Consider the following 24554-nt stretch of genomic DNA (forward strand, 5'->3'; position numbering starts at 1 on the left):
TCGAGGGCGAGGGCGGGCCCGCGAGCCCGCCCCGCGCCTTCGGCATCAATTGCAGTTGATGCCGCAGATGAGCTCCACCTCGCCCACGCAGATGCCGTCCCAGCTCTGCTCGCAGCAATAAGGATCGGCCTTGCAAACGGCCGCGGCGCACGGGTTGCACGTCGGATCCAGCGCGCCGCCGTTTCCCTGGCAGATCGAGTGCGCGCAGTTGCAGCTCACGCCGCACTTCATCGTGGCCGCGTCCACGCAGGCCTGGTTCCAGCCCGTCGTGCAGCACTCGGGCTGATCCATGCACACCGACGTGATGCACGGATCCGCGCCGCAGATCATGTCCGCGAGGTAGGAGCAGGCTCCGTTCCACGGCGCGCTCGAGTTCATGCCGCAGCAGTTCGCGTCCTGCATGCACACCTCGTCCACGCAAGACGCGCGGCAGACGTCCGGATCGAGCGCCTCGCCCGTGCCGCAGACCGAGTGCGGGCACTCCGCGCAGGGCCCGCAATCCTCGGCGCACGAGCCACAATCCTCGCCGCCGTTGCACGCGCCGTCGCCGCAGAAGCAGGCGCCGCAGTCGTTCGGGCACGTGTCGCACGTCTCGCCGTTGCACTCGCCGTTGCCGCAGCAGCCGGCGTTGCAGAGCTGATCGGCGAGCGCGACGCAGTTGCCGCCCCAGAATCCGTCGCAACACCCAGCGCCGTTCTGCGACCCGCAGACCTGCGCGACGCAGGAATTGCAGCCGTCCGTGAGCGGGTCCCCGACGGTGCAGACCGCGTGCTGGCAGACGTCGCCGCCGCCCGATGAGGACGAGGAGGACGACGACGACGACGACGAAGACGAGGACGAGGACGAGGACGCGCTTGAGCTCGATGCGCTCGACGAGGACGACGAGGACGACGAGGCGGACGACGACGACGCGCTCATGCCGCCCATGCCGCCGCTTCCGCCTGCGCCGCCGTCACCGCCCGCGCCGGCGTTGTTTCGCGTGCCGAAGAGGTCCCTGCCGTCGGCGGTACACCCGGCCGCGGCAAGCGCGGCGATCGCAAGCAAGCACGTGAATCGCATGTCCCCACTCCTGGGCAAGGACGCGATGCTAACGCGGTTCAGGCCGGCGTGGACGCCGAACCCTCGCGCTTTTGCCCCACCGCGCGCAGGAACAGCTCCAGCACGGCGAGGCCGAGCAGCCCGAGCGCGACGTACGGCGACGCGTCAATCGAGGGAACGACCCCGCCGAGCTCCTCGGCGCGCGCCGCGTCGATCACGCGCCGCGGACGCAGATCGATCTCGCGCTCGGGCACGGTCGCGACGCGGATCGCGCGCTCGCCGTCGAGGCGCACCTCGTACCTGCCCTGGACTGGCGCCACGGCGCGGCGACGGCCGTCCTGCTCCACGACCGGGATCGGCCGGCGCGCCTCGCCCGCGCGCACGGGCAGCCGCTCGATCGCGACGTCCTTGAACCCGTCGAACGTGAACGCGTCGCCGACGTCGATCTGCCGCGCCCCGCCTCGCGCCCGCGCCGTCCCGACGAACCGGTCGAGCAGCGCCAGGAAGGCGGGCCGGAGGACGAAGTCGCTCTCGTCCACGGTGAGCGGCAAGGACAGCGCGAAGACGGCGCCCCGGCCGAGTGAGCGGCGCAGGAGCAGGGGCGCGCCGTCGTCCCACCGCGCGAGCACGTCCGCGTTCGTCGCGGCGGCCGGGTCGAAGGACGCGCGCCCGTCGGGCGAGAGTTTTCCCAGGCCCTCCGCGCTCGGCCCGAAGAACACCGCGCTCGTGAGATCGGCGCCCGGGGACGGGCTCGGCCCCCAGCGCACCACGCCTGGCACGAGCGGGTCGAATCCTGCGCCGAGCGGGGCCGTCGCCGCGCGCGGGCCGAACGTCAAGAGCAGCACGCCCCCTCGCTCGACCCACGCCGACAGCGAACGCCGTCCCTCCGGCGTGAAGCCCGGCACGTCGTCGACGATGAGCCCCGCGAATGCAGCGAGCTCGTCCGTGTGGTCCGGCACCGCGGGCAGCGGCCGCACCTCCGCGTCGAGGTGCATCGCCGCGAGGGCCTGCTCGATCGGCGGCGGCCCGCCCGTGGCCACGTGCGTCGAGGCCACGTCCACCACGACCGCGATCGGCAGCGCCCCGCCGGCCGGCACCACCGGCGCCTCGTCGTCCTCGAGGATCGCGTCGCCCGGCGTCAGCCCGACGATCAGCTCCTCCGGCGCGCCTTCCGGCACGTCGAGCGCGATCTCCTCGGCGCGGATCGCGGGCCCGAGCGGCGCCGACGCGAGCACCTTGCCCCCGGCGCGCAGCTCCACCGCCCGCCCGACCGAGGCCGAGATCACGGCCGCGCCCTCGCCTGCCGGCCGCGCCTCGGGGCTGCACACGACACGCGCTCGCACCTTGCCCGAGCGCAGATCCGCGCGCGTCACCGCGCAATCGCGGCCCGAGGCTTCGAGCTCCGGCAGCGGCACCCACAGCGTCGTGTCCGAGCCGCCGCCGAGGGGCGTCGCGTTCGGCGTCCCGTCCGCGAGGTCGCTGAGCAGCACCACGCGCCGATCGGTGTGCGGCACGCTGCGCAAGAGCTCCCGCGCAAGCGTCAGCGCCCCTTCCAGATCGGTCGCGCGATCGGACGGCTCGATCGCGTCGAGCGCGCCCGTCACGGCTGCCATGTTCGTCGTCGACGCGAGCGCCACGCGCGCCGGCGCGCCCCCGAGGACCACGGCCACCGCGTCGCCGCTGCGCAGGCCCGTGGCGAGCTCCCGCGCCGACGCGAGGGCCCGCTCGAACTTCGTCCGCTTGCCCGGCCCGCCCGTCCCGCCTTCCAGCGGCGCGCGCATGCTCAGCGAGTCGTCGATCACGATCGCGAGCGCCACCGAGGCCCCGTCCTTCCGCGACAGCCCGAGCCGCGCGCACCGCACGAAGGGCGTCGCGCCGAGCACCGCGAGCATCAGCACGCTGAGCGCTCGCACCGCGAAGAGCGAGCGATCCTCCAGCATGCTCCGCCGCCGGGCCATGGGCTTCGTCGGCGGCACGAGCTTCGCGGGGGGGAAGGGTTGCTCCTCGGCTTGCCTTCGCCGCAGCAGGTGCGCCGCGACCGGGGCGCCGACGAGCAGCGCCACGAGCAGCGCGGCGAGCGTGGCGAAGCTCATGCCCGCGCCTCGGCCACGGCGCGCACCACCTCGCGCACCACGTCGGCGGGGGGTCGGTCCGTGACCGCCTCGACCCAGCGACCGCCCCGCGCGGACAGCTCCTTCGACCAGCGCTCGGCGATCCCGGCGAGCCGCTCGCGGTAGACGGCGCGCACCTCCTCGGCGTCCGTCTCGACGACCACGTCGCCCTCGCTCGCGCGGAGCCGCACGTGCCCGGAGAAACCGAGATCCGCCTCGTTTGGATCGAGCACCCGGAGCGCCACGAGCGATCGCCCGCCGGCCCCGAGCGCCGTGAACGCCGAGAGCGCCCTCTCTGGCAGGTCCACGAAATCGCTCACCAGCACGATCACCGCGCCTCGCCGCGCGCGCCGCGCCACGGGGGCGAGGGCGCGCTCCATGGCCCCGTCGTCCGTGCTCGCGTCGCCTGCGGCCGCGGCCCCTTCGAGCGCCCCTGCGACCCTGTCGAACGCCTCGCGCCCGCTCGACGCCGGCAGCGGCAGCGTCCCCCGCCCGCCGAGCCACGCGAGCCCCACGGGATCGCCCGTCGAGAGCGCCACGCGCGCGAGCGCCGCGGCCACGAGCGCCCCGTACGCGAGCTTTGCGCCTGGGGCCCGCTGGCTCCGGTAGGCCATCGACGCCGTCGCGTCCACGCAGAGCCACAGCGCGCGATCCGTCTCCGTCTCGAACTCGCGCACCATCATCCGGTCGTGCCGCAGCAGCGCGCGCCGGTCGAAGAACCTGAGATCGTCGCCGGGCACGTAGGGCCTGTGCCCTCCGAACTCCACGCCGGGGCCTTTGCGTACGCTCCGATGCCCGCCTGCGTATACGCCTTCGGCCAGCGTCCGGGCTCGCAGGCGCAGCGGCGCGAGGCTCCCCCAGTCGATGGGGATCCCGTCCTTTCCGGAGCGCGACGAGGGGCGAAGCTCGGCCATGGGGGGACCGATGAATTACCCCAACGCCAAAGGCCCGCCACGACAAAACTTGTGGCAAGGAGAGGACCGTGCGCGTGTTCTTCTGCGATCACGTGGAGGTCCCGCTTCCGCCCGGGCATCGCTTCCCGATGGCGAAGTACGCGCGCCTTCGCGAGCGCTTGCTGGAAGCTCGCCTGCTCGATCCGACCGACCTCCTGCCCTCGACGCCCGCCTCGATCGCCGACCTCGAGCGTGTCCACGCGCTGTCCTACCTCGAAGGCTTGCTCTCGGGCACGCTCGACCCCCGCGTCCTCCGCGCCATCGGTTTTCCCTGGTCCGACGCGCTCATGCGCCGGTCCCGGGCCAGCGTCTCCGGCACGATCTGCGCGGGCCGCGCCGCCCTGGAGGACGGCATTTCGGGAAACCTCGCCGGCGGGACGCACCACGCGTTTGCCGATCGGGGCGCTGGATTCTGCGTCTTCAACGACATCGCGGTCGCCTGCCGCACCTTGCTCGACGCGGGCGACGTCCGCCGGGTGCTCGTCCTCGACCTCGACGTCCACCAGGGCGACGGCACCGCGGCCATTTTCGAGGGCGAGCCGCGCGTCTATACGGCCTCGATCCACGGCGAGAAGAATTTCCCTTTTCACAAGCAGCGAAGCGACCTCGACCTCGCGCTGCCGGACCGGACGGGCGACGACGAATACCTTGGCGCGCTCGAACCCTTTCTCGCGCGCGCGTTCGCCGAATCGAACCCCGATTTGGTGTTTTTCCAGGGCGGCGTGGACGCGCTTGGGGCGGATAAATTGGGCCGGCTTGGCATGACGGCCGCGGGCATGCGCCGGAGGGACGAGCGTGTCCTCGGGGAAGCGCGCCGCCGGGGCATTCCGATCGCGCTCACGCTCGGCGGCGGTTATGCCGATCCCATCGACGCGACCCTCGACGCGCACGTCGGGACGTATGCCGTCGCCCGCGAGGTCTTCGGATGACGCCCGGACGAACCACGCTGCTCCTGCTCGCGGCTTTGCTCCCGGCCTGCCGCGGCGGCGACTCCGCGGAGCCCTCTCCCGCTCCGCCCGAGCCCACGGCATCGGCCGCGCCTTCTGCTGCAATGCCGCGGCGCCCGACGATCCGCCATTACCTCGCGCGCACGGCCGAGCGATGCGAGGTGTATTCGGTCGACCGGGACGCCGTCTCTCCGGCGACGCGCACGCCCTGCCCGCAGGATTTGCAGGTCGGCGAGCGTATTCGTGTCACGGGCAAATCGTGCTTGCGGGAGGGGAGCACGGAGCGGACGCAGCCGGTGGTTTGTCCGGGGGCGCTGCTCTCGGCGGCGCGGCCGGCGACGGTGGATGGGGGGGGTTAGGGCGGCTACGTCCTGACCCCCTTGTCCGCCGCGCGCCATGGAGCGTACCCTCGGAACCTTGGGAATCAGGGTTCAAGGGAAAATCGGCGATAAATACGAGCTCTCGACCGTTCTCGGGGAGGGGGCGATAGGCACGGTCTACGCCGCGAAGAACCTGCAAACCGGCCGGCGCGTGGCGATCAAATCGCTGCGGCTGGGGAGCGTCCTTGCCCCGCATGATCCCGAGCTCCTGCGCTTCGAGCAGGAGGCGCGCATCGCGGGGTCGCTCGCGTCGGAGCACATCGCCCAGGTGCTCGACATCGAGCGGGATCCCGCCACGGACGCGCCGTTTCTCGTGATGGAGCTGCTCCGCGGCGAGGACTTGCAATCCCTCCTCGACCGGGTCGGTCCCTTGCAGGTCGACGTGGCGCTGCGGATCGCGGCGCAGGTTTGCGTGGGGCTCGCGGCGGCGCATGCGGCGGGCGTGGTGCATCGGGACATCAAGCCCGGCAATCTCTTTCTCGCGCGGCGGGAAGGCGGCGCAATCGTGGTCAAGATCCTCGATTTCGGCCTCGCCAAGATCCGGCGCCTCCCACCGGATCCTTCCACGAGCGCCGCGCCTTTGGCCCTCTCGGCACCGCAGCTCTCCATGACCGAGACGGGGCAGCTCCTCGGCTCGCCGCTTTACATGTCGCCGGAGCAGCTCGACGGCGCGAAAGGCGTCGACGCACGCAGCGACCTGTTTTCGCTGGCGGTGACGCTGTTCGCGATGCTCGCCGGAAAGCCGCCGCATGCGGACGTCAAATCGTTCCCCTTGCTGCTCAAGCATATCGCGACGAAGCCGATGCCCAAGGTGCGCGAGGTCGTGCCGGGGGTCGGCCCCGATGTGGAGGCGCTCCTCGAACGGGCGTCACGGCTGGAGCGTGAAGAACGGTTCTCCAGCGCGGCGGCGATGCTCGAAGCGATGATGCCCCTCTTGGCGGGAGGCATGGCGTTGCGGGAGGACATGCTCGTCGGCCGCAGGGACGCGCCCAGCGAGGTGGGCATGACCCAGGTGAAGAGCGATCCGTACGCCACGATCGAGCGCGCGGTGGCCGAGGAACGGGCGCCGACGGAGGCGACGGTCGCGTCGCGCCCCCGGCGATGGCCTGTGTGGCTCGGGATCGCCGTCGTCCTCGTGGCGGCGGTCGTGATGGCCCTCGGACTCCTTGGGCGCTAAGGATGGGCATGAACCAGCGGCAAATCCTGGGTTTCGTCGATCGGCTCCGGAAGGCGAGAACCTTCGAGGACGCCGCGCACACCTTGCTGCGCGCGATGCTCGACGCGGCGCTCGCGGCGCTCGCGGAGAGCGGTTTCGCCGGCCGCGGCAAGATCCTCCGCGGCATGGCGCACTGGCGGCCCGGCGACGGCTACCGGCGACTGGTCCTCCTCGACGACACGCAGCGCGGCGGCGAGCCGACCATCAACTATTTGCCCTCCGTGAGCGCGTGGCGCTGGGTCGTCACGCGCGCATGCCCCATTGCGATCGACGTCCCGCTCGGCCGCGTATGGTCGTGGCAAAACGAATCCGCGAACGTGTTCCAGGAGGGCGGATTCTCCGGTCAGGACAGCGTGCTTCGGCTGACGAGCCGCGACACGAGCCACCTTTACGCGATCCCGCTGCGCACCCTGCACGGCGCGATCGAGGGAATGGCCACCGTCGAGGCGGGGTGCCCGAGGGCTCTCGGCGACGATTTCATCTTTCCGGCCATTCACGAACCGCTCGAGCTCCTCGCCGACCTCGCGGCGCCTTACCTCGCGACCCTCCCGCCCCGGCCCGCGGCGACCGGCGCGACCGACGACCTCTTGCCCGTCATGGGCCAGAGCATGGCGGGCTTGATCGACATGCTCCGCGTCTTTGCGCAGCAGGAGGAGACCCTGCTCATCGGCGGTCCCACGGGTGCAGGCAAATCGCGCCTCGCGCGCTGGTGCCACGCGCGATCGGTCCGGCGCGGGGCGCCCTTCGAGGTCCTCGACCTCATCGCCGTGCCCGAGGAGCTGCAAATGGCGGAGCTCTTCGGCTGGAAAAAGGGCGCGTTCACGGGCGCGGTGCGCGATACGCCCGGGTGCATCACGCGGGCCTTCAAGGGGACGTTGTTCATCGACGAGATCGACAAACTCTCGCTGAAAGCGCAGGCGGGATTGCTCCAGCTCCTCGAATCGCGTACGTATCGCCCGATCGGGGACGGCGCGCGAGAGCAGCTGGCGAACGTGCGTTTCATCGTGGGGAGCAACGTCGACCTGTACGATCAGGTGAAGGCCGGTCGATTTCGGGAGGACCTTTACTACCGGATCAACGTGCTCCCGGTGCAGATCCCCCCGCTCGACGAGCGCCGGGACGAAATCGCGGAATGGGCGCGCTTCATGGCCACGCGGCGCCATCGAGAATCGGTCCCGGGCGGGGAAGCGCGGATCGCGGCCGGCGCGGAGCGGCTGCTCGGCGAGCACAGCTGGCCGGGCAATTTGCGGCAGCTCGACAACGTCGTCCGCCGGGCGTACGCGCTCGCGCTCATGACGCAGGGCGAGGCAGGGCTCGAGATCTTGCTGGAGGAAAAGCATTTCGCGCGCGCCCTGAGCTACGAGCGGGGGAGCGGGCGAAGGTCGACCCTCGACGACCTGCGCGTCGCGGCGGGCGCGATCGTGGAAGAGGCCGAGCGGCAGCAGGGAAAGGGCCTCGTGCTCGACCTGGAGCTCTCGGACGCATTCCGCGGCATCGTGCTCGGCACGGCGGTGGAGCGGCTCGGCAGCAAGGACGCGGCGTTCCGGCTTTTTGGGAAGGGCGCGCAGGTGCAGGCGCGCAATCACCACAAGATGCTGCGGCGCGAGCTGGAGAAGGTCGAGGCGCTCTGCAAGGCGCTCGGGGAGGACGGCGGGCCCTTTCGGGAGCTGGGGGACGACGAGGCCTGAGCGCCCCGGGCTCCGCGTCCACGGGTGACGCAGGCGCGTACCTACGTTACGCGCGCCGAGCCCCGCGCGGGCCCCGCGTCTGGGCGAGGCTCGTGGGCACGTAGCTTTCACGTGCCTTTCGGGCCTGTCTCTCGCGTGTCGGCATGCGGGTTGCTTTGCGGCTCTCCGCACCGCGAGCAACGCGGCCCAACATAGTATCCCGCTGGAGCTTCGACACCCATGAAACGTTATCATTCGATGGCGATTGCCATCGCGTCGGTCCTTGCCATTTCCTACGCGTCGGCCGGCTGCTCTGGCCCGGCCGAACCCTCCGCCGAGGAAAACGTTCAGACGGACGTGGGCCCGCTTTATGTGGCCTCGACGAAGTTGTGGAGCACGCAGACCGTCCAGGTCTGCTGGGAAAACCCCAGCGCAGCGCCTCAAGCCGAGAGAGACTGGGTCCGACAAGCCGTCCTCAGGACGTGGGACGCCCACACGTGGGTGGATTTTAATGGCTGGGGTACATGCACCAGCTCGTCGAATGGAATTCGCATTCGAATCGCCGATGATGCCGAGGGCCCACACACAAAGGGGCTCGGCACCGATCTCGACGGCATGACGGATGGTATGGAATTGAACTTCACCTTCCAGAACTGGGACGGCCCGGACTGTCAGAGCAAGCGCCAGTTCTGCATCGAAGCAATCGGAGTGCACGAGTTCGGGCACGCGCTCGGATTCGCTCACGAGCAGAATCGGCCCGACACCCCGTCGGACTGCGACATGAGGCAGGGGAGCTACGGTGACCTTACCGTCAACCCGTGGGATGCGGATTCGGTGATGAATTACTGCAATCTGAAATGGAACAACGACGGCGCGCTCAGCCAGAGCGACATCGCCGGCGCGATCGCGATGTACGGCATTCCGCGATGGATAACGCAATACGGCTATGTTCACGGATGGCGTGTGGACAAGCACCCCCGTATGATGGCGGACGTCAACGACGATGGGATGCAGGATGTCGTCGCATTCGGCGATGCGGGGACGCTCGTGTCCAGGTCCACCGGGACCGGCTTCATGGCGCCGGAACTATGGGTGGACCAATTCAATTACGATCACGGCTGGCGCACCGAGTATCACGAGCGGATGATGGCGGATGTCAACAACGATGACAAGCAGGACATCGTCGGCTTTGGGGACGCAGGCGTGCTGGTCTCGCTCTCGACGGGAACTTCGTTCACGGCGCCGTCACTCTGGGTCGCCGATTATGGCTGGAATCAGGGCTACCGCGTGGACAAGCACCCGCGCATGATGGCCGACGTCAACAACGATGGGAGGCTGGACGTCGTCGCTTTCGGGGACAATGGCGTGGTCGTGTCGCTCTCGACGGGAAGCTCCTTCACGGCGCCGTCGCTCTGGCTCGCCAGTTACGGCTACAATCAAGGCTATCGCATCGACCAGCACCCGCGCATGATGGCCGACGTCAACAACGATGGGAAACAAGACGTCGTCGTCTTTGCCAACGACGGCGTGCACGTGGCGCTCTCGACGGGGACCTCATTCTCGACGCCATCGCTTTGGGTCGCAAATTATGGTTACAACCACGGTTACCGCGTGGACATGCATCCGCGGATGATGGCCGATGTCAACGCCGACGGGAAGCAGGACATCGTCGCCTTCGGTGACAACGGCGTGGTCGTGTCTACCTCGACGGGAAGCTCCTTCACGACGCCCCAGGTCTGGGTCAGCAACTACGGGTACAATCAAGTCGGATGGCGCGTGAACCAGCACCCGCGCATGATGGCGGATGTCGACGCTGACGGGAAAGCGGACGTGGTCGGCTTTGCGGGCAACGGCGTTTATATCTCGCGCTCGACCGGGAGCTCGTTCACGGCGCCGAACCGCCTGGTGGAAGCCTTCGGTTATGATTTCGGATGGCGCGTGGACCAGCACCCGCGCATGATGGCGGACATCAATAATGATGGAACGCAGGACGTGGTCGGCTTTGCAAATGACGGCGTCTTCGTCAGGCAGAACTACTGAGGTCCGCTCCCATCGCTAGGAACTCCGCGTCCGCGGATGACGCGCGCGCGTACCTACGTTACGCGCGCGCCGCTCCCCGCTCGGGCCCCGCGTCCGTGCGATGCTCGTGTGCACGCAGCTTTCACGTGCCTTTCGGGCCTGAATCACCTACGGACGACCTCTGGCATGACGGGTGCATTGTCCGTGCTCGTCAGCTTCGACAGGAGCCTCTCATGAATTCTGGAACCACGCTGCTTCGTTGTGCTTCGCCGTTCGTGTTCATCGCCATGAGCCTCTATGGCCTGGGTTGCATGGTCGACCCCGCGGAGCCGGGCTGGGATCCCGAGGAGGAGAAGCTCGGGGAGGGCGAGCTCGGTATGGGTGGGGATCCGGGGACCACCAATCACTTGAGGTATCGTGTCACCCACAACCACGGTGTGCAGCGGACCGTCCGTGTGATAGGTAATGCCGCGCTGGCCCCTTCCAACATCCTGCCCAGCATGCCCGACATGCCATCGCCTACCGCGGCGGGTGAGTGGGCAGGCGCCAGGGTCGAGTTTCTGGAGACGCTCATCGGTTGCGCCTTGCCCGAGGGAACCACCGTGGTGGACACGGCACATATTGTCGGATACGTGACGAGTGGGGGGTCCCCTTTCCCGTGTTCCAGCAGTACCACGGTGAGATCGGTCTTGCGCCGGACTGGAGGACGCGCGCGCTCACGACGGATGAAAAGAGGTGGGTCACGGCCTGCGTCGTGGCGCGCACCAACCGCTACGGCGCGACGATCAACATCCTGCTCGGAGGGGCTCACCCGGAGATCACCTATCGAGCCAGCGAGGCCTACCCCTACACGGTGCCGGAGTCGACGGTGTGGGGCAATATGTTCGATTCTACGGTGCCGCTGGGTAGCACCACCGATAGCGGTTACGCGTTCAATGCGTACATCTGTAGCAACGTGACGTTCTGCAGCTCTGCCGAGGGGGCGACCTTCCGGGAATGCGACGAGCTGTATACGCCCTGCGGCTTCAGCTACATGGGACTCTGCGACACCTTCGATGACTTGTGCAGTGATCCGTTGTATGCGGTGTTCGAGGGCTGCATGGACCGCTCCTATGAGATTCGCACCTACTTGAAGGCGAGCGAAGCGACTTGCCCCTGAGCGCCCGCCTCCGTCCGACGTCCCTCTGCTGCCGGACACGCGCTCACTCCATTCCCTTCGCCTCCTGAAGGTTCGCCCGATGCGCCTCCGCGAGCCGCGGGTTTTCCCGGATCGCGGACGCGAACGCCTCGCCCGCCGCGCGCGCGGCTTTCTTTCGATCCTCTCCGCGTGAGGCCCTCGCCCGTACCAGGAGGAGCTCCCCCTTCGCCACGAACGCTTGCGCGCTGTGCGGGTGAATGGCGAGCGCCTTCTCTGCGAATTCGAGCCCCACGTCGACATCAGCGTTCGCGCTTTTCTCGTGCCCATCCAACCACGTCGCCTTTTTCGCGTGAATCTCGGCGAGCATCTGATAGGGCCGAGGGTCGTTGCGCTCCTTCGCGACGAGAGGTCGCAGGACGGCCGCCGCGGCATCGAATCCTTGCTCGCGCGCCTCGCCGCTCACCGCGCGCGCGCGGGCGGCGAAGAGGTGGAGCCTGGCAAGGATATGGTGCGAATCGATGTCCCACGTGTCCTCCTCGGCGACCTTCTCCACGCGGTCCCGCAGCGAAAGGAGCTCGGGGACGGGTAGGAGGCGGTTGGAGAGCGTGTGCTCGGCTTCGAGCAGCCGGAGCTCGGCGACCTCCATCAACAAATAGCCCGTCTCCGTGCCTGGCGTCGCGAATGCATGGATCTTCTTCAGGCCTGCGGCGATCGAGGCGCGAGGATCCTTGCCGACCGAGAGGTCGTACGCAGCCCGAACCCGCAACGACTTGGCCGCGTAGTAGGCGGGTAGAAAGCCTCCGAGGCTCCGCTGTTCGACCAGGGCTACGGCGTTCGAGAGTGCATCCACGCTGCTCTGCGCTTCGAGGCCGTGCTCGGTCTCGTACACGAGCCTGTAGATGGCAGCGCGGATCCTGCCGAACATGGGCAAGGTGAAGCTCGGGTCCACTTCGATGGCTTGATCGAACCGCTGCGATGCGCTCCCGAGGAGCTTCCGAGGATCCTCGCCATGGAGACGGTCGAACTCCGCTTTTATCAGATACGTTTGTCCGAGTTCGTTCAGCGCCCAGGTAAACCGAGGCTCGACGTCGAGGACGCGGTGAAACGCCGCTATCGCGTCCTCGGCGGTCACGCGCTCGCCGCGCGCGGCCTGCCGCGCTGCCCGGACGTTCAATGTGGCAGCCAGCGCGTAAAGCGCCATCGCGTCCCGAGGGCGGACGCGTACGGCCTCTTCCACGGCCTGGAGGACGGCTTGCTGAGCCGCGTCCGCGTCATTCCCCTGGGCATTCACCGTAAAAAATTGATAATAAAGCGCGAGCGCACGTTCGACCCGCGCGGCGCCATCCAGGCTGCTCGATTGTACCGCCCGGGCGCAGGTGGCCTCCGCGTTACCGAACTCGATCTGCGCAGGTTTTCCCAGCGCTCCTGCCGCGAGCCCCATCTTCTCCCAAAGCTCACACGCCGCCCGATGCACCTCCGGATCACTCTCGGCCATCTCCGCCGCGACCTTGTACGCCTCGGCCGCCGGGCCAAACGACAGCATCATCTTGTCCCAGTCGAATGCCGCGTCGTGCCGGTACTTGCTCCCTTCCGCGAACAGGGCATCCGCTTCGAGCTTCTTCGCCTCGTACATCCATGGCGCCTGCTCGAAGGCCTCCCGCGCCTTCGCTTGCGCCTCCTCGTTTTTCCCCTCGTACAGCGCGATGAGCCCTTCCACGTACGCCGGCGCCTCGATCTCCGCCCCTGACGCCGCCCTCAAATGCCCGAGCGCCGGATCTCGCAGCGCCGCCGCGAGCTCCACTTCCCGCTTCTTGCGCTCCTCCGCGTTCGTGATCCGCTTCGTCCCCTCGAGCGCCCGCCGATAAAGCTCCCCGAGCGTCCGCCCCAGCGCGTATTCGAGCTCCGGCGATCGATACCCCGCGCCGACCGCCTCCTCCAGATGCACCCGCGCCTTTTCCGGATCCCCGAGCGCCAGATATCCTCGCCCGAGCGCGTAATGCCCCGGGCCCTCGCCGGCCCGCCCTGCCTCCTTCATGCGCTCCTCGATCGCCGAGAGCTTCCGCCGCACCACGTCCCGCTCACGCTCCACGTCGTGCAGCGGCAGCTCGTAGGCCGCGCGCAAGAATAGCTCCATCTCCTTCACCCGCTCGCCGAGCTCCTGCGCGATCCTCGCCTCGGCTGCCGCCTGCTGCCGCGCCTTCCACCACACGCCGGCGAGCGCGAGCGCCGCGACGAGGAGCACGCCGGAGACCGCCGTCGCGAGCTTGTGTTTCCGCGCTTTCTTCCACAGCACGTACCCCACCGACGTCCGCCGCGCCAGGATCGGCTCTCCGTCCAAAAATCGCTGCAAATCCTCGGCGAGCGCCCGTGCCGAGTCGTATCGCCGCCCCGGGTCTCGCTCCAGGCATTTCATCACGATCGTCTCGAGATCCGCCGGCACCCCTTTCTTCACCTGCCCCAGCGCTGGGGCTTCCTCGAAGGCGACCATCATCAGGAGCTTCCACGTGTGTGGCGCGACGAACGGCGGCCGCTCCGCGACGACGTCGTAGAGCGTCGCGCCGAGCGAATACACGTCCGAGCGTCGATCCAGCGCTCGAACGTCGCCTTGCGCTTGCTCCGGCGACATGAACGCCGGGGTCCCCAGCACCGCCCCCGTCACCGTCTCTCCTTTGTCCGCGACCTCCCGCGCCAGACCGAAATCCATCACGTAGGGCTTGATGTCCCCGTCTGCGCTCCTTTCGACCATGATGTTGCCGGGCTTGATGTCCCGGTGAATGAGCCCGAGCCGGTGCGCTTCGTGGACCGCGGCCGAGACCTCCCGCATCACCTTCACGCGTTGTTCGAGCGATAGCCGTTCGGCCATTTTCGAGAGCGGCTCGCCCTCGATGTATTGCATTGCGATGAAAGGCTCGCCGTCGGCCTCTCCGGCCTCGTAGATCCGGCAAACGTTCTCGTGCTGGACCTTCGCCTGCGACCGCGCCTCCTGCAGGAAGCGCCGCCCGAGCTCCGGATCGCTGTCCCTGAGCAGCTTGAGCGCCACCGCGCGTCCGAGCCGCGGATCCCGGCCGCGATAGACGGTCCCCATCCCGCCTTCGCCGAGGAAATGAATGTCCTCGTATCGCTCCGCGAGGGACGGTGGCACGCCGCGACGCTCCGAACGGAGCCCCGAAGCAGGGTCGAGTTCCGTCTGCGCGAGCGCGGGATCGACCAGCACCGTGCTGCTCTCCACGTCGACGTCCACCTCGGGCGACGCACGAACGACCCTCATTCAACCATTCCTTGCAGGCAGGGCATTCCGGGCAAGCAACATACCAGTCGGGCGGGCGTCGCGGAAGCCGTCATCCGAACGTCCGTGACGTCCGCGCCTCGCCTGTTGCTCGACGAAATGTCATGCTCCCGCGACGCACCTCGCCCTTCTGGCATCGAACCCGGGATCGAGGAGGCACTTCCCATGGACCGCTGGGACACGATCATCATCGGATCGGGCTCGGGGGGACTCACGGCTGCGGTCGCGCTCGCGCGCGCGGGGCAGCGTGTCCTCGTCCTCGAACAGCATTACTTGCCGGGCGGCTGGACGCACAGCTTCGCGCTCGAAGGATATCGGTTCAGCCCGGGCGTTCATTACATCGGCGAGCTCGGCCCCGGCCAGTCCGTCCGCGCGCTTTACGAGGGCCTCGGCCTCTCCTCGGACCTTGCCTTTCACGAGCTCAACCCGGACGGCTTCGATCATTTCCTCCTCGGCGGCGAACGTTTCGACGTCCCGCGCGGATTCGACCGCTACTTCGAGCGCCTCGTCTCCCGTTTTCCCCACGAGCGCAAGGGGCTCGAACGATACTTCGACGTCATCGGCCGCATCGTCGCCGACACCCTCCGCTGCGAGGATCTCCTCGTCTCTCCGCGGAGCGCCCTCGCGCTCCCGTTTCGCGCGAAAACCCTCGTCGCGTGGGGCCTCCGCACCCAGCGTGCCCTCCTCGACGACACCGTTCGCGACCCGCTCCTCCGCGGCATCCTCGCCGCGCAATCGGGCAACCATGGCTTGCCTCCGTCGCGCGTCTCGCTCCCCCTCCATGCCCGCATGATCGCCCATTACTACGATGGCGGGTATTATCCGCGGGGCGGCGCCAAGCGCATTCCGTCGGCCATGATCAAGGCCCTCCGCAAGCGCGGCGGTGAGATCCGCCTCCGCACCCGCGTCCGTCGCATCCTCGTCGAATCCGGCCGCGCGGTCGGCGTCGAGCTCGCCTCGGGCGAGCGTATCTTCTCCCGCGCCGTCGTCTCCAATGCCGACCCTGCGATCACCTTCGGCAAGCTCCTCGAACCGCCGCACGGCGAGCGCGAGCGGAAGAAGATCCGCCGCATGGAATACTCCGTCGGCCTGCTCAGCGTCTTCTGCGCCACCGACCTCGACCTGCCCGCGATGGGCCTCGATTCCGGCAATTACTGGTGGTATCGTACCCTCGACGTGAACGGCGTCTACGAGCGCGCCCAGCACGCGCTCCCCCACGGAATCGTCGAGGGCCTCTTCCTCACGGTCACCACCCTCAAAGACCCCGGCCACGCGCCGAAGGGCCACCATACCCTGGAGCTCTTCACGTTCGTCCCGTACGAACCCTTCGAAAGCTGGGCCGGCACCGCCGCGGAGCGCCCCGCGGGATATCACGACCTCAAGGAGCGGCTCGGCGACGCCATGATCGCCGCGGCCGAGCGCGTGATTCCGGGTCTCGGCAAGAACCTCACCTTCCGCTCCGTGGGCACGCCCCTCACGAACGACTTTTATTGCGAGACCCACCGCGGATCGAGCTACGGCACGGCGAAGATCCCCTTCCAGCTCGGCCCCTTTTCGTTCGCCATTCGATCGAGCGTCCCCGGGCTTTACAACGTCGGCGCGAGCACGCTCAGCCATGGCGTCGCGGGCGCGGCCACCTCCGGCCTCTTCGCGGCGCGCGACATCCTCGGCCTCCGGCGCATCGAGGACCTCCTCGCCCCGGCCGACGGCTCGCTCCAGGTCGTCCCGGCGAGCGACATCGCGCCCATCTCCGGCGCGCGCGGACCCGCGCTCGACGACGACACCAACGACGCCCTCGCTTCCTGAGCGACCTTCCGCTATCGGGAAGGGCGTCGATGCCCGATTCTCGCCCTGCCTGGTCGCTCTTCCTCGACGTCGTCCGCGCGCCCCGCGCCGCGATGGCCGGCGTCGCCGCGCGCGCCGATGCGCGGGAAGGCCGGTCCGTGATGCTCGTGCTCGGCGCCTTGCACGGCGCGTTTTCCCTCCTCCTTTTCCTCGAAGGCCATGCGCCGCGGTTTGGCATCCCGGGCCTCGGGCGGGAGCGGCATTACCTGTTCCAGGCGATCCTCGCCGTTCCGCTTTATCTCGTCCTCTGGCACATCGGCGGCGCCGTCGCGCACGCCATCGCGCGCCGCGCATCCCCGCCGGGCGGGGAGGGGAGCCGGCAGGCCGCTTCGCTCGCGGTCTTCGGCGTTTCGTATGCCGTGCCGATGACGCTCCTCTTCATCGTTCCCGACATTGCCGTCGATTTCGCCCTCGGCTTTTCGGCCATCGGAAAGGCCATGCGTTATTACGCGCCGCTCGCCGCGGCCGGTTGCCTCGCGCTCGGCACGATCGGTTTGTCACGCGCGCACCATCTCCCCAAGAGGACGGCCTTCCTCGCCGCGCTCGCCGGCTTCGTCACGCAGGCTGTCCTCGGCTCATTGTTCCTGCGATAGGAGCGCATCGTGGACACCTCCGATACCCTCGTCATCCTCGGCTGTGGTTTTACGGGAACGTACGCGGCCAAGCTCGCCCTCGCGGCGGGCATTCGCGTCGTAGGCACCACCCGCTCGCCCGAGCGGGCCGCCTCCTTGTCGCAGCTCGGCGTCGACGTGCGCCTCGCGCCGCGCCTCGACGTGGACCTCGTCGCGCCGCTCCTCCGCGCGGACGCCCGCGTCCTCGTCACGTACCCGCCGGACGACGCGATCGACGCGGCCCTCTTGCCCCTGCTCTCCCGCGCGGCGTCCGCGGTCTACCTCTCCTCGACCGGCGTGTATGGCGGCGCCGCGGGCCGGATCGACGAGCAGACCCCGGTGGATCCCAGCGAACCTCGCGCCGCCGCGCGCCTCCGGGCCGAGGCGCTCGTGCGCGCGGCCGGCGGCGTCGTCCTCCGCGCGGCGGCCATTTATGGCCCGGGCCGTGGACTCCATGTCCGGCTTGCGCGGGGCGAACACAAGATCGCCGAGGGCGGGCAGGGCGTCATCAGCCGCATCCACGTGGCGGACCTCGCGCGCCTCGCCCTCGCCGCCCTCGCGCGCGCCCCGCGAGGCGAGGTCTTCGTCGTCGCCGACGAAGCGCCCGTCCCCCAGGCCGAGGTCATCGACTGGCTCTGCGCCCGGCTCGGCGTGCCCCGACCCGCCGAGGTCCCCAAGGACCGCCTCCCCCCGACCCTCCGGAACGACCGCCGCATCGACGCCGGGAAGATTCGACGAAACCTGGGGGTTTCGCTCGATTACCCGACGTACCGGGAGGGATTCGCGGCCTGCCTCGCGGAGGACGGCTACCCCTCGACCTCGTAAGAAAATAGTTTGCGTTGCCAACTATTTTCGTTGGCCCACCAATGACGTCGAGCTACCTTGCGCGGTCATGGAAAAGTTGATCCGTGGCCTCGTCGACTTCCGCAAGAACAAGCTCCCTGGCCTGGCTCCGCTCTTCAAGCAGCTCGCAGAGCGCGGCCAGAAGCCTGACGTGCTCTTCTTCGCCTGCGCGGACAGCCGTGTCGTCCCGAACCTCATGGTGTCCACGGACCCGGGGGACCTCTTCGTGGTCCGGAGCGTCGGCAACCTGGTCGCGCCGGCGAACGCCGAGGGCGTCTCCGTGGGCGACGTCTCCGAGGCCTCGGCCATCGAGTTCAGCCTGGCCAAGCTGAAGATCCGGCACATCGTCGTCTGCGGCCATTCCAAGTGCGGCGCCATCGAGGCCATCCTCAACGGTCGCGAGCACTACAGCTCCTTGCCGAACCTCAAGGCCTGGCTCGCGTACGGCGAGGCCTCCTTCGCGCGCCTCGTGCGTTCGCCGTTCATCAAGGCCGACCTGCCGGCCGTGGACCGCCTCTCGCAGGCCAACGTCCTCCAGCAGCTCGAGCACATCGCGACCTACTCGAACGTCCGCAAGCTCGTGGACGAGGGCGCGATCAAGCTACACGGCTGGTGGTTCGACGTCGCGACCGGCGACGTGCACGTCTACGACAAGGAGCGCGGCGGCTACATCCTGCTCGACGAGGCCGAGGCCGAGCGCGTGCTCGACGGCCAATCGGCATTCCAGCATTCCTGACGAGGCTCAGCCGGCGGCGCCACCCGGCAGCCCCGTCGGGTCAGGGTCGCCGGCGTCTTTTGGGTCGCGTCGCCGCCTCGCCGCGGGATCGTCGTACATGAAGATCACCGTGAACAGCACGAACGCGCCCCACATCGCGACGTGGTGGTAAAGCATCGCGACCCCACCGAAGCGCTGGAAGATCTGGCTCGCGACGAGCGGGCCCGAGAGGATGCCCGCCGCATAGAACATGTTGTAGATCGAGTTCGCGCGGCTGTAATCGCGCGGCTCCATGATGACGCCCGTGAGGGCCAGCGCGACCGGCGACATCGACGCGAACGACCCGCCACACCCGAAGACGATGGCGAGCATGAGCCAGTAGTTGTCGGCGTAGATGAATCCGGCCACGCAGCAGAGCCCGATGAACGAGAGCACGCGGACCGCGCGCAGGTGCCCCACGCGGTCCGCGACGCGGCCGGCCACGTTCGAGAAGATCATCATTCCGAGGCAAAAGAGCCCCGGCAGCACGATCGTGCGGTTCTCGGGAATCCCCTTCGACTCGATGAGGTAGAGCGGCAGGAAAATCACCACCGCCGCCTGGAAGTATCCGTACGAGAACGAGGCGAAGCACGAGGTCTTGATGCGCCACAGGATCGTGGCGGCCGAGAGCTCCGAGCCCTTCCCGTCGTCCTTTTCGTCGCCCGTGCTCGCGCCCTCGACCGGCGGCGCCGGCGGCATCCTCAGGGCGACGTAGAGGCCCGCGCCGAGCGCGAACAGCGCGGCCACGCTGAACGTGATGGTCGCCGGGACGAACCGGTCCATGCCCGTCGCCATCAGCGGACCGGCCACGTATCCGCTCGCGAGCCATATCGCATAAAGGGTCGTGAGGTACGCCTTGTTCTCCTTGCGGGCCTGCGCGAGCAGCACCGTCTCGGAGCTGACCCAAATGCCGATCGTGAACAGGCCGTCGATGAAGCGCACGCCCGCGACCGAGGCGAAGGTCTTCGCGAACGGGAAGGCGGCGAGGCAGCCCGCGTACCCGACGAGCGACGCGGCCAGGATTCGCTCGGCCGAAAACCGTCGAATGATCCCGCCGACGGGCAGCGCGAAGAGCACGAGCCCCGCGCCGAAGAAGAGGGCCAGAAAGCCGATCGAATCCTTCGAGAACCCCAGCCGGTTCAGGTGCACCGACGTGAGCCCGATCGAGATGCCGCACGCGATCCCGAACGGTAACGTGGTCGCATAGAGACGGCGAAGCGGGGGGGTGACAGGACTCACGCCCGGCCTGTACCATGGCGGCCGCGCGTGGGCTATGTGCCTCTGCTGCGAACGTTTTTTCTCATCGACCGCCGCGGCGCAGCATGAAAGCCCGCCCGTGGAAGTGTCGAGCCTCGCGGCACGCTTTTGTGCAAAAGGATACGCGGGCCCGCGGGCGGGCGAGCCCGGCGCGCGTCAATCGGCAATATCGGATTCGCCAGGGGCCACGACCGCGAAGATGTCCGAGAGCGCCGCGAGCGCGGCCTCGTGCACCGTCGCGGCGGGCACCACGCGCCCGCTCGGCCCGGGCAGGGCGCGCGTGGCCGTCGCGCCCCCGACCACCGTCGCGCGGTAGCCGCGGTTGAATGCCGCGCGGGCTGTCGAGTTCACGCATACGTGGGTCATGAACCCGGCCAAAATCAGGTTTTTCGCGCCAAGCGTTTGCAGCCGCTCGTGGAGATCCGTCCCCTCGAACGAGCTCGGGAGCTTTTTCACGATCACGGGCTCGCCGGCCCGCGGGGCGACGATGTCTGCGATCTGCCCGATCTCGGCGTTCACGTCGTACGGGCTGCCGGGGCCGGCGTCGTGCGCGATGTGGATCACCGGCGCCCCGACCGCGCGCGCCCTCGAAAGCAGGCGAGCGGCTTGATCGAGCGCCGCCTCCACGCCTTCGAGCTGCATCACGCCGCGCCGGTACGTGTTCTGGCAATCGATCAGGACGAGCGCGGAGTCACGGAGCGCCGTCGGATCCGCGGGGAGTCCGACGAGGGCGCGCAGGGTCGTGGGTTCAGCCATGGTTTTCCTTCAATACCCGTCGCAGGCGCCGGGCACAAGCTCGGTCTTGTGGATGACCTCGCCGTCGAAGCGACAGATCTTGCTGACCGGCGGGTCGCCATTGAGCAAGCACATGTCGAGCGCCTCCTGGCAGGAGATGTTCGGGAAGAACCCACCGCCGCTCGGGTCCTCGGAGCAGAATCGGAACGAGTAACCCCCGAGGCCGTCCTTGCCCGCGCACGGATCCGCGGTCGGCGGCTCGTCGTCGCATTCGAGCGCGTCCTCGGCCACGTGGCTCGTCTGCGTGTAGCCCTGCTCGACCGCGCACGTCGAGTCGGCCTGGAGGTCGTCGTGCAGCGTGAATTGCGTGGCCTGGTAGCAGCCGTGGAACGAGGTCAGCGCGCGCCCCGTCAGGCCCTCGACCGCCGCGACGAGCGCCTGCGTATCGCTGCCGCCCTCGGCGTGCGGCCAGGCATAGGCATAGGCGCCGAGCGAGCCGTCCGGGCCGTCATGAATCTCGACCGGCACGCCCGCGGGCACGTCGGCCGATTGATCGTGATAGCCGTTCAGGATCACCTTTTCGAGGATGACGCCATCGGCCGCGGTGACGGTCCAGTGCACCGGCTCGTACGACGAGAGGACCAGGATCGAGCTCGATTGCCGCTCGACGTGCACCGACGCGGCGCCGGGCGGGTGGACGTTGCCGCTGTGATCGCCGTGCGACTCGTAGACGCCGATGAGGTGCAGCTCGGAGCCGCAGACCGGGGGCGGGCTCACGCTGCCAGGCCCACCCGGATCGGGCTGCCCCGGCTGGCCGGGCTGCCCGTCGTCGCCGCCCCCGATCACGACCGTTCCCTTGCAGCCCAAAAGACCGAGCGCGCTCGTGAGAAAGAGCCCCGCGAGCGCGCGTCCGAAATTCGATAAGGTCATTGCCATTCCTCCGCGCAAAAGCCGATGCGGCCGGGAACGTAGCACGCGTGGAATGGCTGGAGAAGTGTCGACGCGCCGCCTGCCAAGGTTTTGGCAGATATCCGCCTACACCTGCTGCGGCGCGTTGATCGTCAATGAACCGCCTGCACTTGGCCGCCGCCCGTCTCCGCGTCGCTGCCGAGCGGGACGGTCTCTTCGTCCGCCGGCCGCTCTTCCAGCGCCGCGTGGATGACCTGGCTCATGTCCTCGGCGAACACGAACTGAAGCGAGCTGCGCACCTCCTCCGGCACCTCCTCGACGTCGCGCGCATTCTTTTGCGGCAGGATCACCCGCTTGATGCCGGCCCGATGCGCCGCCATCACCTTCGACTTGATCCCGCCGACGGGCAACACGCGCCCGCGCAGCGTGCATTCGCCGGTCATCGCCGTGTCGCTGCGCACCCGCCGCGACGAGAGCAGCGACGTCAGCGCCGTGAACATCGTCACGCCCGCGCTCGGCCCGTCCTTGGGCACGGCGCCCGCGGGCACGTGGATGTGCAAATCCTCCTCTTCGAGCTTCGACGCATCCACGCCGAGCTCCGCCGCGTGGCTCTTCACGTACGAGAGCGCCGCCTTCGCCGATTCCTTCATCACGTCGCCGAGCTGCCCCGTGATTTCCACGCGGCCTCGACCCGGCATCCGGCTCGTCTCGATGAACAGGATGTCCCCGCCCACCGGCGTCCACGCCATTCCCGTCGCCACGCCCGCCGACGCCGTCCGCTCGGCCACCTCCGCGAAGAACTTCACCTTGCCGAGGTATTTCCCGAGATCGCTCTCCTCGACGTGCAAATTCGGCTTTTCGTCCTTCGCCCGCGCCACCTCCAGCGAGAGCGCCCGGCAGAGTTTTTTGATCTCTCGTTCGAGCTGACGAACGCCCGCCTCGCGCGTGTAATCGCGAACGATCGCCCGGAGCGCGTCGTCCGTGATCGTCAACGTGCCCTCGGGGATCCCGTGCGCCCCGAGCTGCTTCGGGATCAGGTGCCGCCGCGCGATCTGCGCCTTCTCGTCCGGCGTGTATCCGGGGACCTCGATGATCTCCAATCGGTCGCGGAGCGGACCCGACAGCGTGCCGAGGTCGTTCGCCGTGCAGACGAAGAGCACCTCGGACAGGTCGAACGGCAGCTCCATGTAATGGTCCTGGAACGTCTTGTTTTGCTCCGGATCCAGGACCTCGAGCAACGCCGCCTCGGGATTTCCCGCCCAGCCCACGGCGAGTTTGTCGATCTCGTCGAGCAGGACGACCGGGTTCTTCACCTTCGCCTTCTTCATCCCGTGGATGATCCGACCCGGCAACGCCGCCACGTACGTGCGCCGATGCCCGCGGATCTCCGCCTCGTCGCGCACGCCGCCGAGCGCGATCCGCACGAACGGCCGGCCCGTCGCGTCCGCGATCGATTGCCCGATCGAGGTCTTGCCGACCCCGGGCGGGCCCGCGAGGCAGAGGATGCTCCCCTTCGCCGTGCCCTTCAATTTGAGGACCGCGATGTGCTCCAGGATCCGACGCTTCACGTCGCCGAGCCCGTAATGGTCCTCGTCGAGCTTCTTGCCGACCGCGTCGATGTCGTCCTTCGCGTCCGCGCGCTGGCTCCAGGGCAGCTCCGCGATCCAGTCGAGGTACGTCCGGATCACGTTGTATTCGGCCTGCTGCGGCGAGAGCGCCTCGAGCCGCTTCATCTCGCGATCGGCGACGGCGCGCACCTCGTCCGGCAAAACCGCCTTTTCGAGCCGCTCGCGCAGCTTGCCCGTCTCGTCGTCGCCGCCCTCCTCGCCGAGCTCTTTCTTGATCGCACGGAGCTGCTCGCGCAGGATCGCCTCGCGCTGGTGATTGCCGATCTCGCGGCGCACGTCCTGCTCGATCTTGCGCTTCACCTCGGAGAGCGATTTCTGCTCGATGACGAAGCCGGCCACGATGCGCAGCCGCTCGACCACGTCGAGCGCTTCGAGCACGCGCATGTCCTTGTCCGACGCGAGCCCGAGCAGCGCCGAGACCCGATCCGCGAACAGGCCCGGATCCTCCTCGGCGAGCGACGCATCGATCGAATTCTCGATTCCGCGGCCGAGCTCGCGCACCTGATCGAAGAGCGCGCGGGCGAAGAGCTTGGCCTCCTCGCTCACCTCGCCCGTCTCGGCGGCGACCTCGCCCTCGGCGAGCCAGAACGGATCACGACGCACGATTGCGCCGAGGCGCATGCGGCCCACGCCCTCGATGACGAGCTTCATGTCGCCGCTCGGGAGCCGGCCCGTCTCCACGACCCGGGCGAACGTCCCGAGGCGATAAAGATCGGCCTCGGACGGGTCGCTGACGTTGCGGTCTTTCTGCGTGAGGACGCCGATCACGTCCCCTTTGCTCAGCGTACGAACGAGCGCCACCGAGCGCTCACGGCCGATGGGAAGAGCGATCGCCGCGCCGGGAAACAGCACCCCGTTGCGGAGCGGAAGCACGGGAAACGGAGATGAGGGCACGCGGGCCCCGTCGCGGAGCGTCGTCATCGTGGACTCCTTGGGACTTCAGGAAAGAGCGCCTCGCCACGGTCGGCATCGCCGGTCCGGTGGCCCGAGGCGTGAACGAACCATAAATCCGTTCACCGCTCCGTCAACGGGGGGACGTGCGAGAAGGTGACGGGACGGTACGGGAGGCTCGTGGGGGGCCTTGCGGACGCGGGCGTCACGTGCGCGACGTTCGTCGTGACCGCGTGGAGGATGGTGATCCGCGCTCTTCCGACGCGTATGCTGGTATCGGTGCGGGTAAACTGGACCTCGACGTCGTCGGACCACGGTCCTCGCAG

Annotated in this window: 18 protein-coding genes; 10 read left to right on the forward strand and 8 right to left on the reverse strand. The window is 68.6% G+C overall.

Annotated elements, in window-relative coordinates; all coding sequences use genetic code 11:
* Window positions 1-45: 45 nt before the first annotated feature.
* From QHF85_RS30955 to QHF85_RS30965, 3 genes are read right to left on the reverse strand one after another with little or no spacing between them, the layout of a single operon-like run.
* The gene (locus QHF85_RS30955; RefSeq protein WP_281330969.1) at window positions 46-1059 is read right to left on the reverse strand and encodes a hypothetical protein; all 1014 of its coding nucleotides are present in this window, start codon (window positions 1057-1059) and stop codon (window positions 46-48) included.
* A gap of 38 nt (window positions 1060-1097) precedes the next feature.
* Window positions 1098-3131 carry a VWA domain-containing protein gene (locus QHF85_RS30960; protein ID WP_281330970.1) on the reverse strand — a complete coding sequence of 678 codons (2034 nt, stop codon included), beginning with the start codon at window positions 3129-3131 and terminating at the stop codon, window positions 1098-1100.
* Window positions 3128-4063 carry a DUF58 domain-containing protein gene (locus QHF85_RS30965; RefSeq protein WP_281330971.1) on the reverse strand — a complete coding sequence of 312 codons (936 nt, stop codon included), beginning with the start codon at window positions 4061-4063 and terminating at the stop codon, window positions 3128-3130. Before QHF85_RS30965 ends, QHF85_RS30960 begins: the two co-directional genes overlap by 4 nt.
* A 68-nt stretch (window positions 4064-4131) precedes the next feature.
* Between QHF85_RS30965 and QHF85_RS30970 the strand changes: the two genes are divergently transcribed.
* The 6 genes from QHF85_RS30970 to QHF85_RS30995 all read left to right on the forward strand — a co-directional run bounded on the left by QHF85_RS30970 (window position 4132) and on the right by QHF85_RS30995 (window position 11490).
* On the forward strand, window positions 4132-5031 hold the full coding sequence (locus tag QHF85_RS30970; protein WP_281330972.1) for a histone deacetylase: 900 nt from the start codon (window positions 4132-4134) through the stop codon (window positions 5029-5031).
* Window positions 5028-5408, forward strand: coding sequence for a hypothetical protein (locus tag QHF85_RS30975; RefSeq protein ID WP_281330973.1), 381 nt, complete (start codon window positions 5028-5030; stop codon window positions 5406-5408). Before QHF85_RS30970 ends, QHF85_RS30975 begins: the two co-directional genes overlap by 4 nt.
* A 58-nt stretch (window positions 5409-5466) precedes the next feature.
* Complete coding sequence (locus QHF85_RS30980; protein WP_281330974.1) at window positions 5467-6606, forward strand: serine/threonine-protein kinase; 1140 nt, start codon at window positions 5467-5469, stop codon at window positions 6604-6606.
* A gap of 8 nt (window positions 6607-6614) precedes the next feature.
* The gene (locus QHF85_RS30985) at window positions 6615-8333 is read left to right on the forward strand and encodes a sigma 54-interacting transcriptional regulator (protein WP_281330975.1); all 1719 of its coding nucleotides are present in this window, start codon (window positions 6615-6617) and stop codon (window positions 8331-8333) included.
* 219 nt (window positions 8334-8552) lie between these two features.
* Complete coding sequence (locus QHF85_RS30990) at window positions 8553-10352, forward strand: FG-GAP-like repeat-containing protein (RefSeq protein WP_281330976.1); 1800 nt, start codon at window positions 8553-8555, stop codon at window positions 10350-10352.
* Window positions 10353-10989: 637 nt separating this feature from the next.
* Window positions 10990-11490 carry a hypothetical protein gene (locus QHF85_RS30995; protein WP_281330977.1) on the forward strand — a complete coding sequence of 167 codons (501 nt, stop codon included), beginning with the start codon at window positions 10990-10992 and terminating at the stop codon, window positions 11488-11490.
* A gap of 43 nt (window positions 11491-11533) precedes the next feature.
* Here QHF85_RS30995 and QHF85_RS31000 read toward each other — a convergent pair whose 3' ends face one another.
* Window positions 11534-14737 carry a serine/threonine-protein kinase gene (locus QHF85_RS31000; RefSeq protein ID WP_281330978.1) on the reverse strand — a complete coding sequence of 1068 codons (3204 nt, stop codon included), beginning with the start codon at window positions 14735-14737 and terminating at the stop codon, window positions 11534-11536.
* Window positions 14738-14920: 183 nt separating this feature from the next.
* On the opposite strand from QHF85_RS31000, the gene QHF85_RS31005 reads away from it, so the two are divergent.
* From QHF85_RS31005 to QHF85_RS31020, 4 genes are all read left to right on the forward strand, one after another.
* Window positions 14921-16561 carry an NAD(P)/FAD-dependent oxidoreductase gene (locus QHF85_RS31005; RefSeq protein WP_281330979.1) on the forward strand — a complete coding sequence of 547 codons (1641 nt, stop codon included), beginning with the start codon at window positions 14921-14923 and terminating at the stop codon, window positions 16559-16561.
* A gap of 29 nt (window positions 16562-16590) precedes the next feature.
* Window positions 16591-17193 (forward strand): YIP1 family protein, encoded by a 603-nt coding sequence (locus QHF85_RS31010; RefSeq protein ID WP_281330980.1) that lies wholly within the window; start codon window positions 16591-16593, stop codon window positions 17191-17193.
* A gap of 9 nt (window positions 17194-17202) precedes the next feature.
* Window positions 17203-18036 (forward strand): NAD-dependent epimerase/dehydratase family protein, encoded by an 834-nt coding sequence (locus QHF85_RS31015; RefSeq protein ID WP_281330981.1) that lies wholly within the window; start codon window positions 17203-17205, stop codon window positions 18034-18036.
* A gap of 67 nt (window positions 18037-18103) precedes the next feature.
* Window positions 18104-18790 carry a carbonic anhydrase gene (locus QHF85_RS31020; RefSeq protein WP_281330982.1) on the forward strand — a complete coding sequence of 229 codons (687 nt, stop codon included), beginning with the start codon at window positions 18104-18106 and terminating at the stop codon, window positions 18788-18790.
* 6 nt (window positions 18791-18796) lie between these two features.
* Here the strand turns inward: QHF85_RS31020 and QHF85_RS31025 are convergent, their stop codons facing one another.
* The 4 genes from QHF85_RS31025 to lon all read right to left on the reverse strand — a co-directional run bounded on the left by QHF85_RS31025 (window position 18797) and on the right by lon (window position 24258).
* The gene (locus tag QHF85_RS31025; protein ID WP_281330983.1) at window positions 18797-20047 is read right to left on the reverse strand and encodes an MFS transporter; all 1251 of its coding nucleotides are present in this window, start codon (window positions 20045-20047) and stop codon (window positions 18797-18799) included.
* Window positions 20048-20221: 174 nt separating this feature from the next.
* A complete protein-coding gene (locus QHF85_RS31030; protein WP_281330984.1) occupies window positions 20222-20821 on the reverse strand; it encodes a cysteine hydrolase family protein in 600 nt (199 codons plus the stop codon).
* A 9-nt stretch (window positions 20822-20830) separates the two neighbouring features.
* Window positions 20831-21730, reverse strand: coding sequence for a hypothetical protein (locus tag QHF85_RS31035; RefSeq protein WP_281330985.1), 900 nt, complete (start codon window positions 21728-21730; stop codon window positions 20831-20833).
* Between the two features lie 131 nt (window positions 21731-21861).
* Entirely contained in the window at window positions 21862-24258 is a 2397-nt protein-coding gene (lon, locus tag QHF85_RS31040; RefSeq protein ID WP_281330986.1) for an endopeptidase La, read from the reverse strand.
* Window positions 24259-24554 lie beyond the last annotated feature (296 nt).

The organism is Polyangium sp. 6x1 (assembly GCF_029946515.1).
GTDB lineage: Bacteria > Myxococcota_A > Polyangia > Polyangiales > Polyangiaceae > Polyangium.

Bases quoted from the DNA above. Each gene is read 5' to 3' on its own strand.
- QHF85_RS30955 (WP_281330969.1), bottom strand. From the start codon at position 1,059: ATGCGATTCACGTGCTTGCTTGCGATCGCCGCGCTTGCCGCGGCCGGG.
- QHF85_RS30960 (WP_281330970.1), bottom strand. From the start codon at position 3,131: ATGAGCTTCGCCACGCTCGCCGCGCTGCTCGTGGCGCTGCTCGTCGGC.
- QHF85_RS30965 (WP_281330971.1), bottom strand. From the start codon at position 4,063: ATGGCCGAGCTTCGCCCCTCGTCGCGCTCCGGAAAGGACGGGATCCCC.
- QHF85_RS30975 (WP_281330973.1), top strand. From the start codon at position 5,028: ATGACGCCCGGACGAACCACGCTGCTCCTGCTCGCGGCTTTGCTCCCG.
- QHF85_RS30985 (WP_281330975.1), top strand. From the start codon at position 6,615: ATGAACCAGCGGCAAATCCTGGGTTTCGTCGATCGGCTCCGGAAGGCG.
- QHF85_RS30990 (WP_281330976.1), top strand. From the start codon at position 8,553: ATGAAACGTTATCATTCGATGGCGATTGCCATCGCGTCGGTCCTTGCC.
- QHF85_RS31000 (WP_281330978.1), bottom strand. From the start codon at position 14,737: ATGAGGGTCGTTCGTGCGTCGCCCGAGGTGGACGTCGACGTGGAGAGC.
- QHF85_RS31005 (WP_281330979.1), top strand. From the start codon at position 14,921: ATGGACCGCTGGGACACGATCATCATCGGATCGGGCTCGGGGGGACTC.
- QHF85_RS31010 (WP_281330980.1), top strand. From the start codon at position 16,591: ATGCCCGATTCTCGCCCTGCCTGGTCGCTCTTCCTCGACGTCGTCCGC.
- QHF85_RS31020 (WP_281330982.1), top strand. From the start codon at position 18,104: ATGGAAAAGTTGATCCGTGGCCTCGTCGACTTCCGCAAGAACAAGCTC.
- QHF85_RS31030 (WP_281330984.1), bottom strand. From the start codon at position 20,821: ATGGCTGAACCCACGACCCTGCGCGCCCTCGTCGGACTCCCCGCGGAT.
- QHF85_RS31035 (WP_281330985.1), bottom strand. From the start codon at position 21,730: ATGACCTTATCGAATTTCGGACGCGCGCTCGCGGGGCTCTTTCTCACG.
- lon (WP_281330986.1), bottom strand. From the start codon at position 24,258: ATGACGACGCTCCGCGACGGGGCCCGCGTGCCCTCATCTCCGTTTCCC.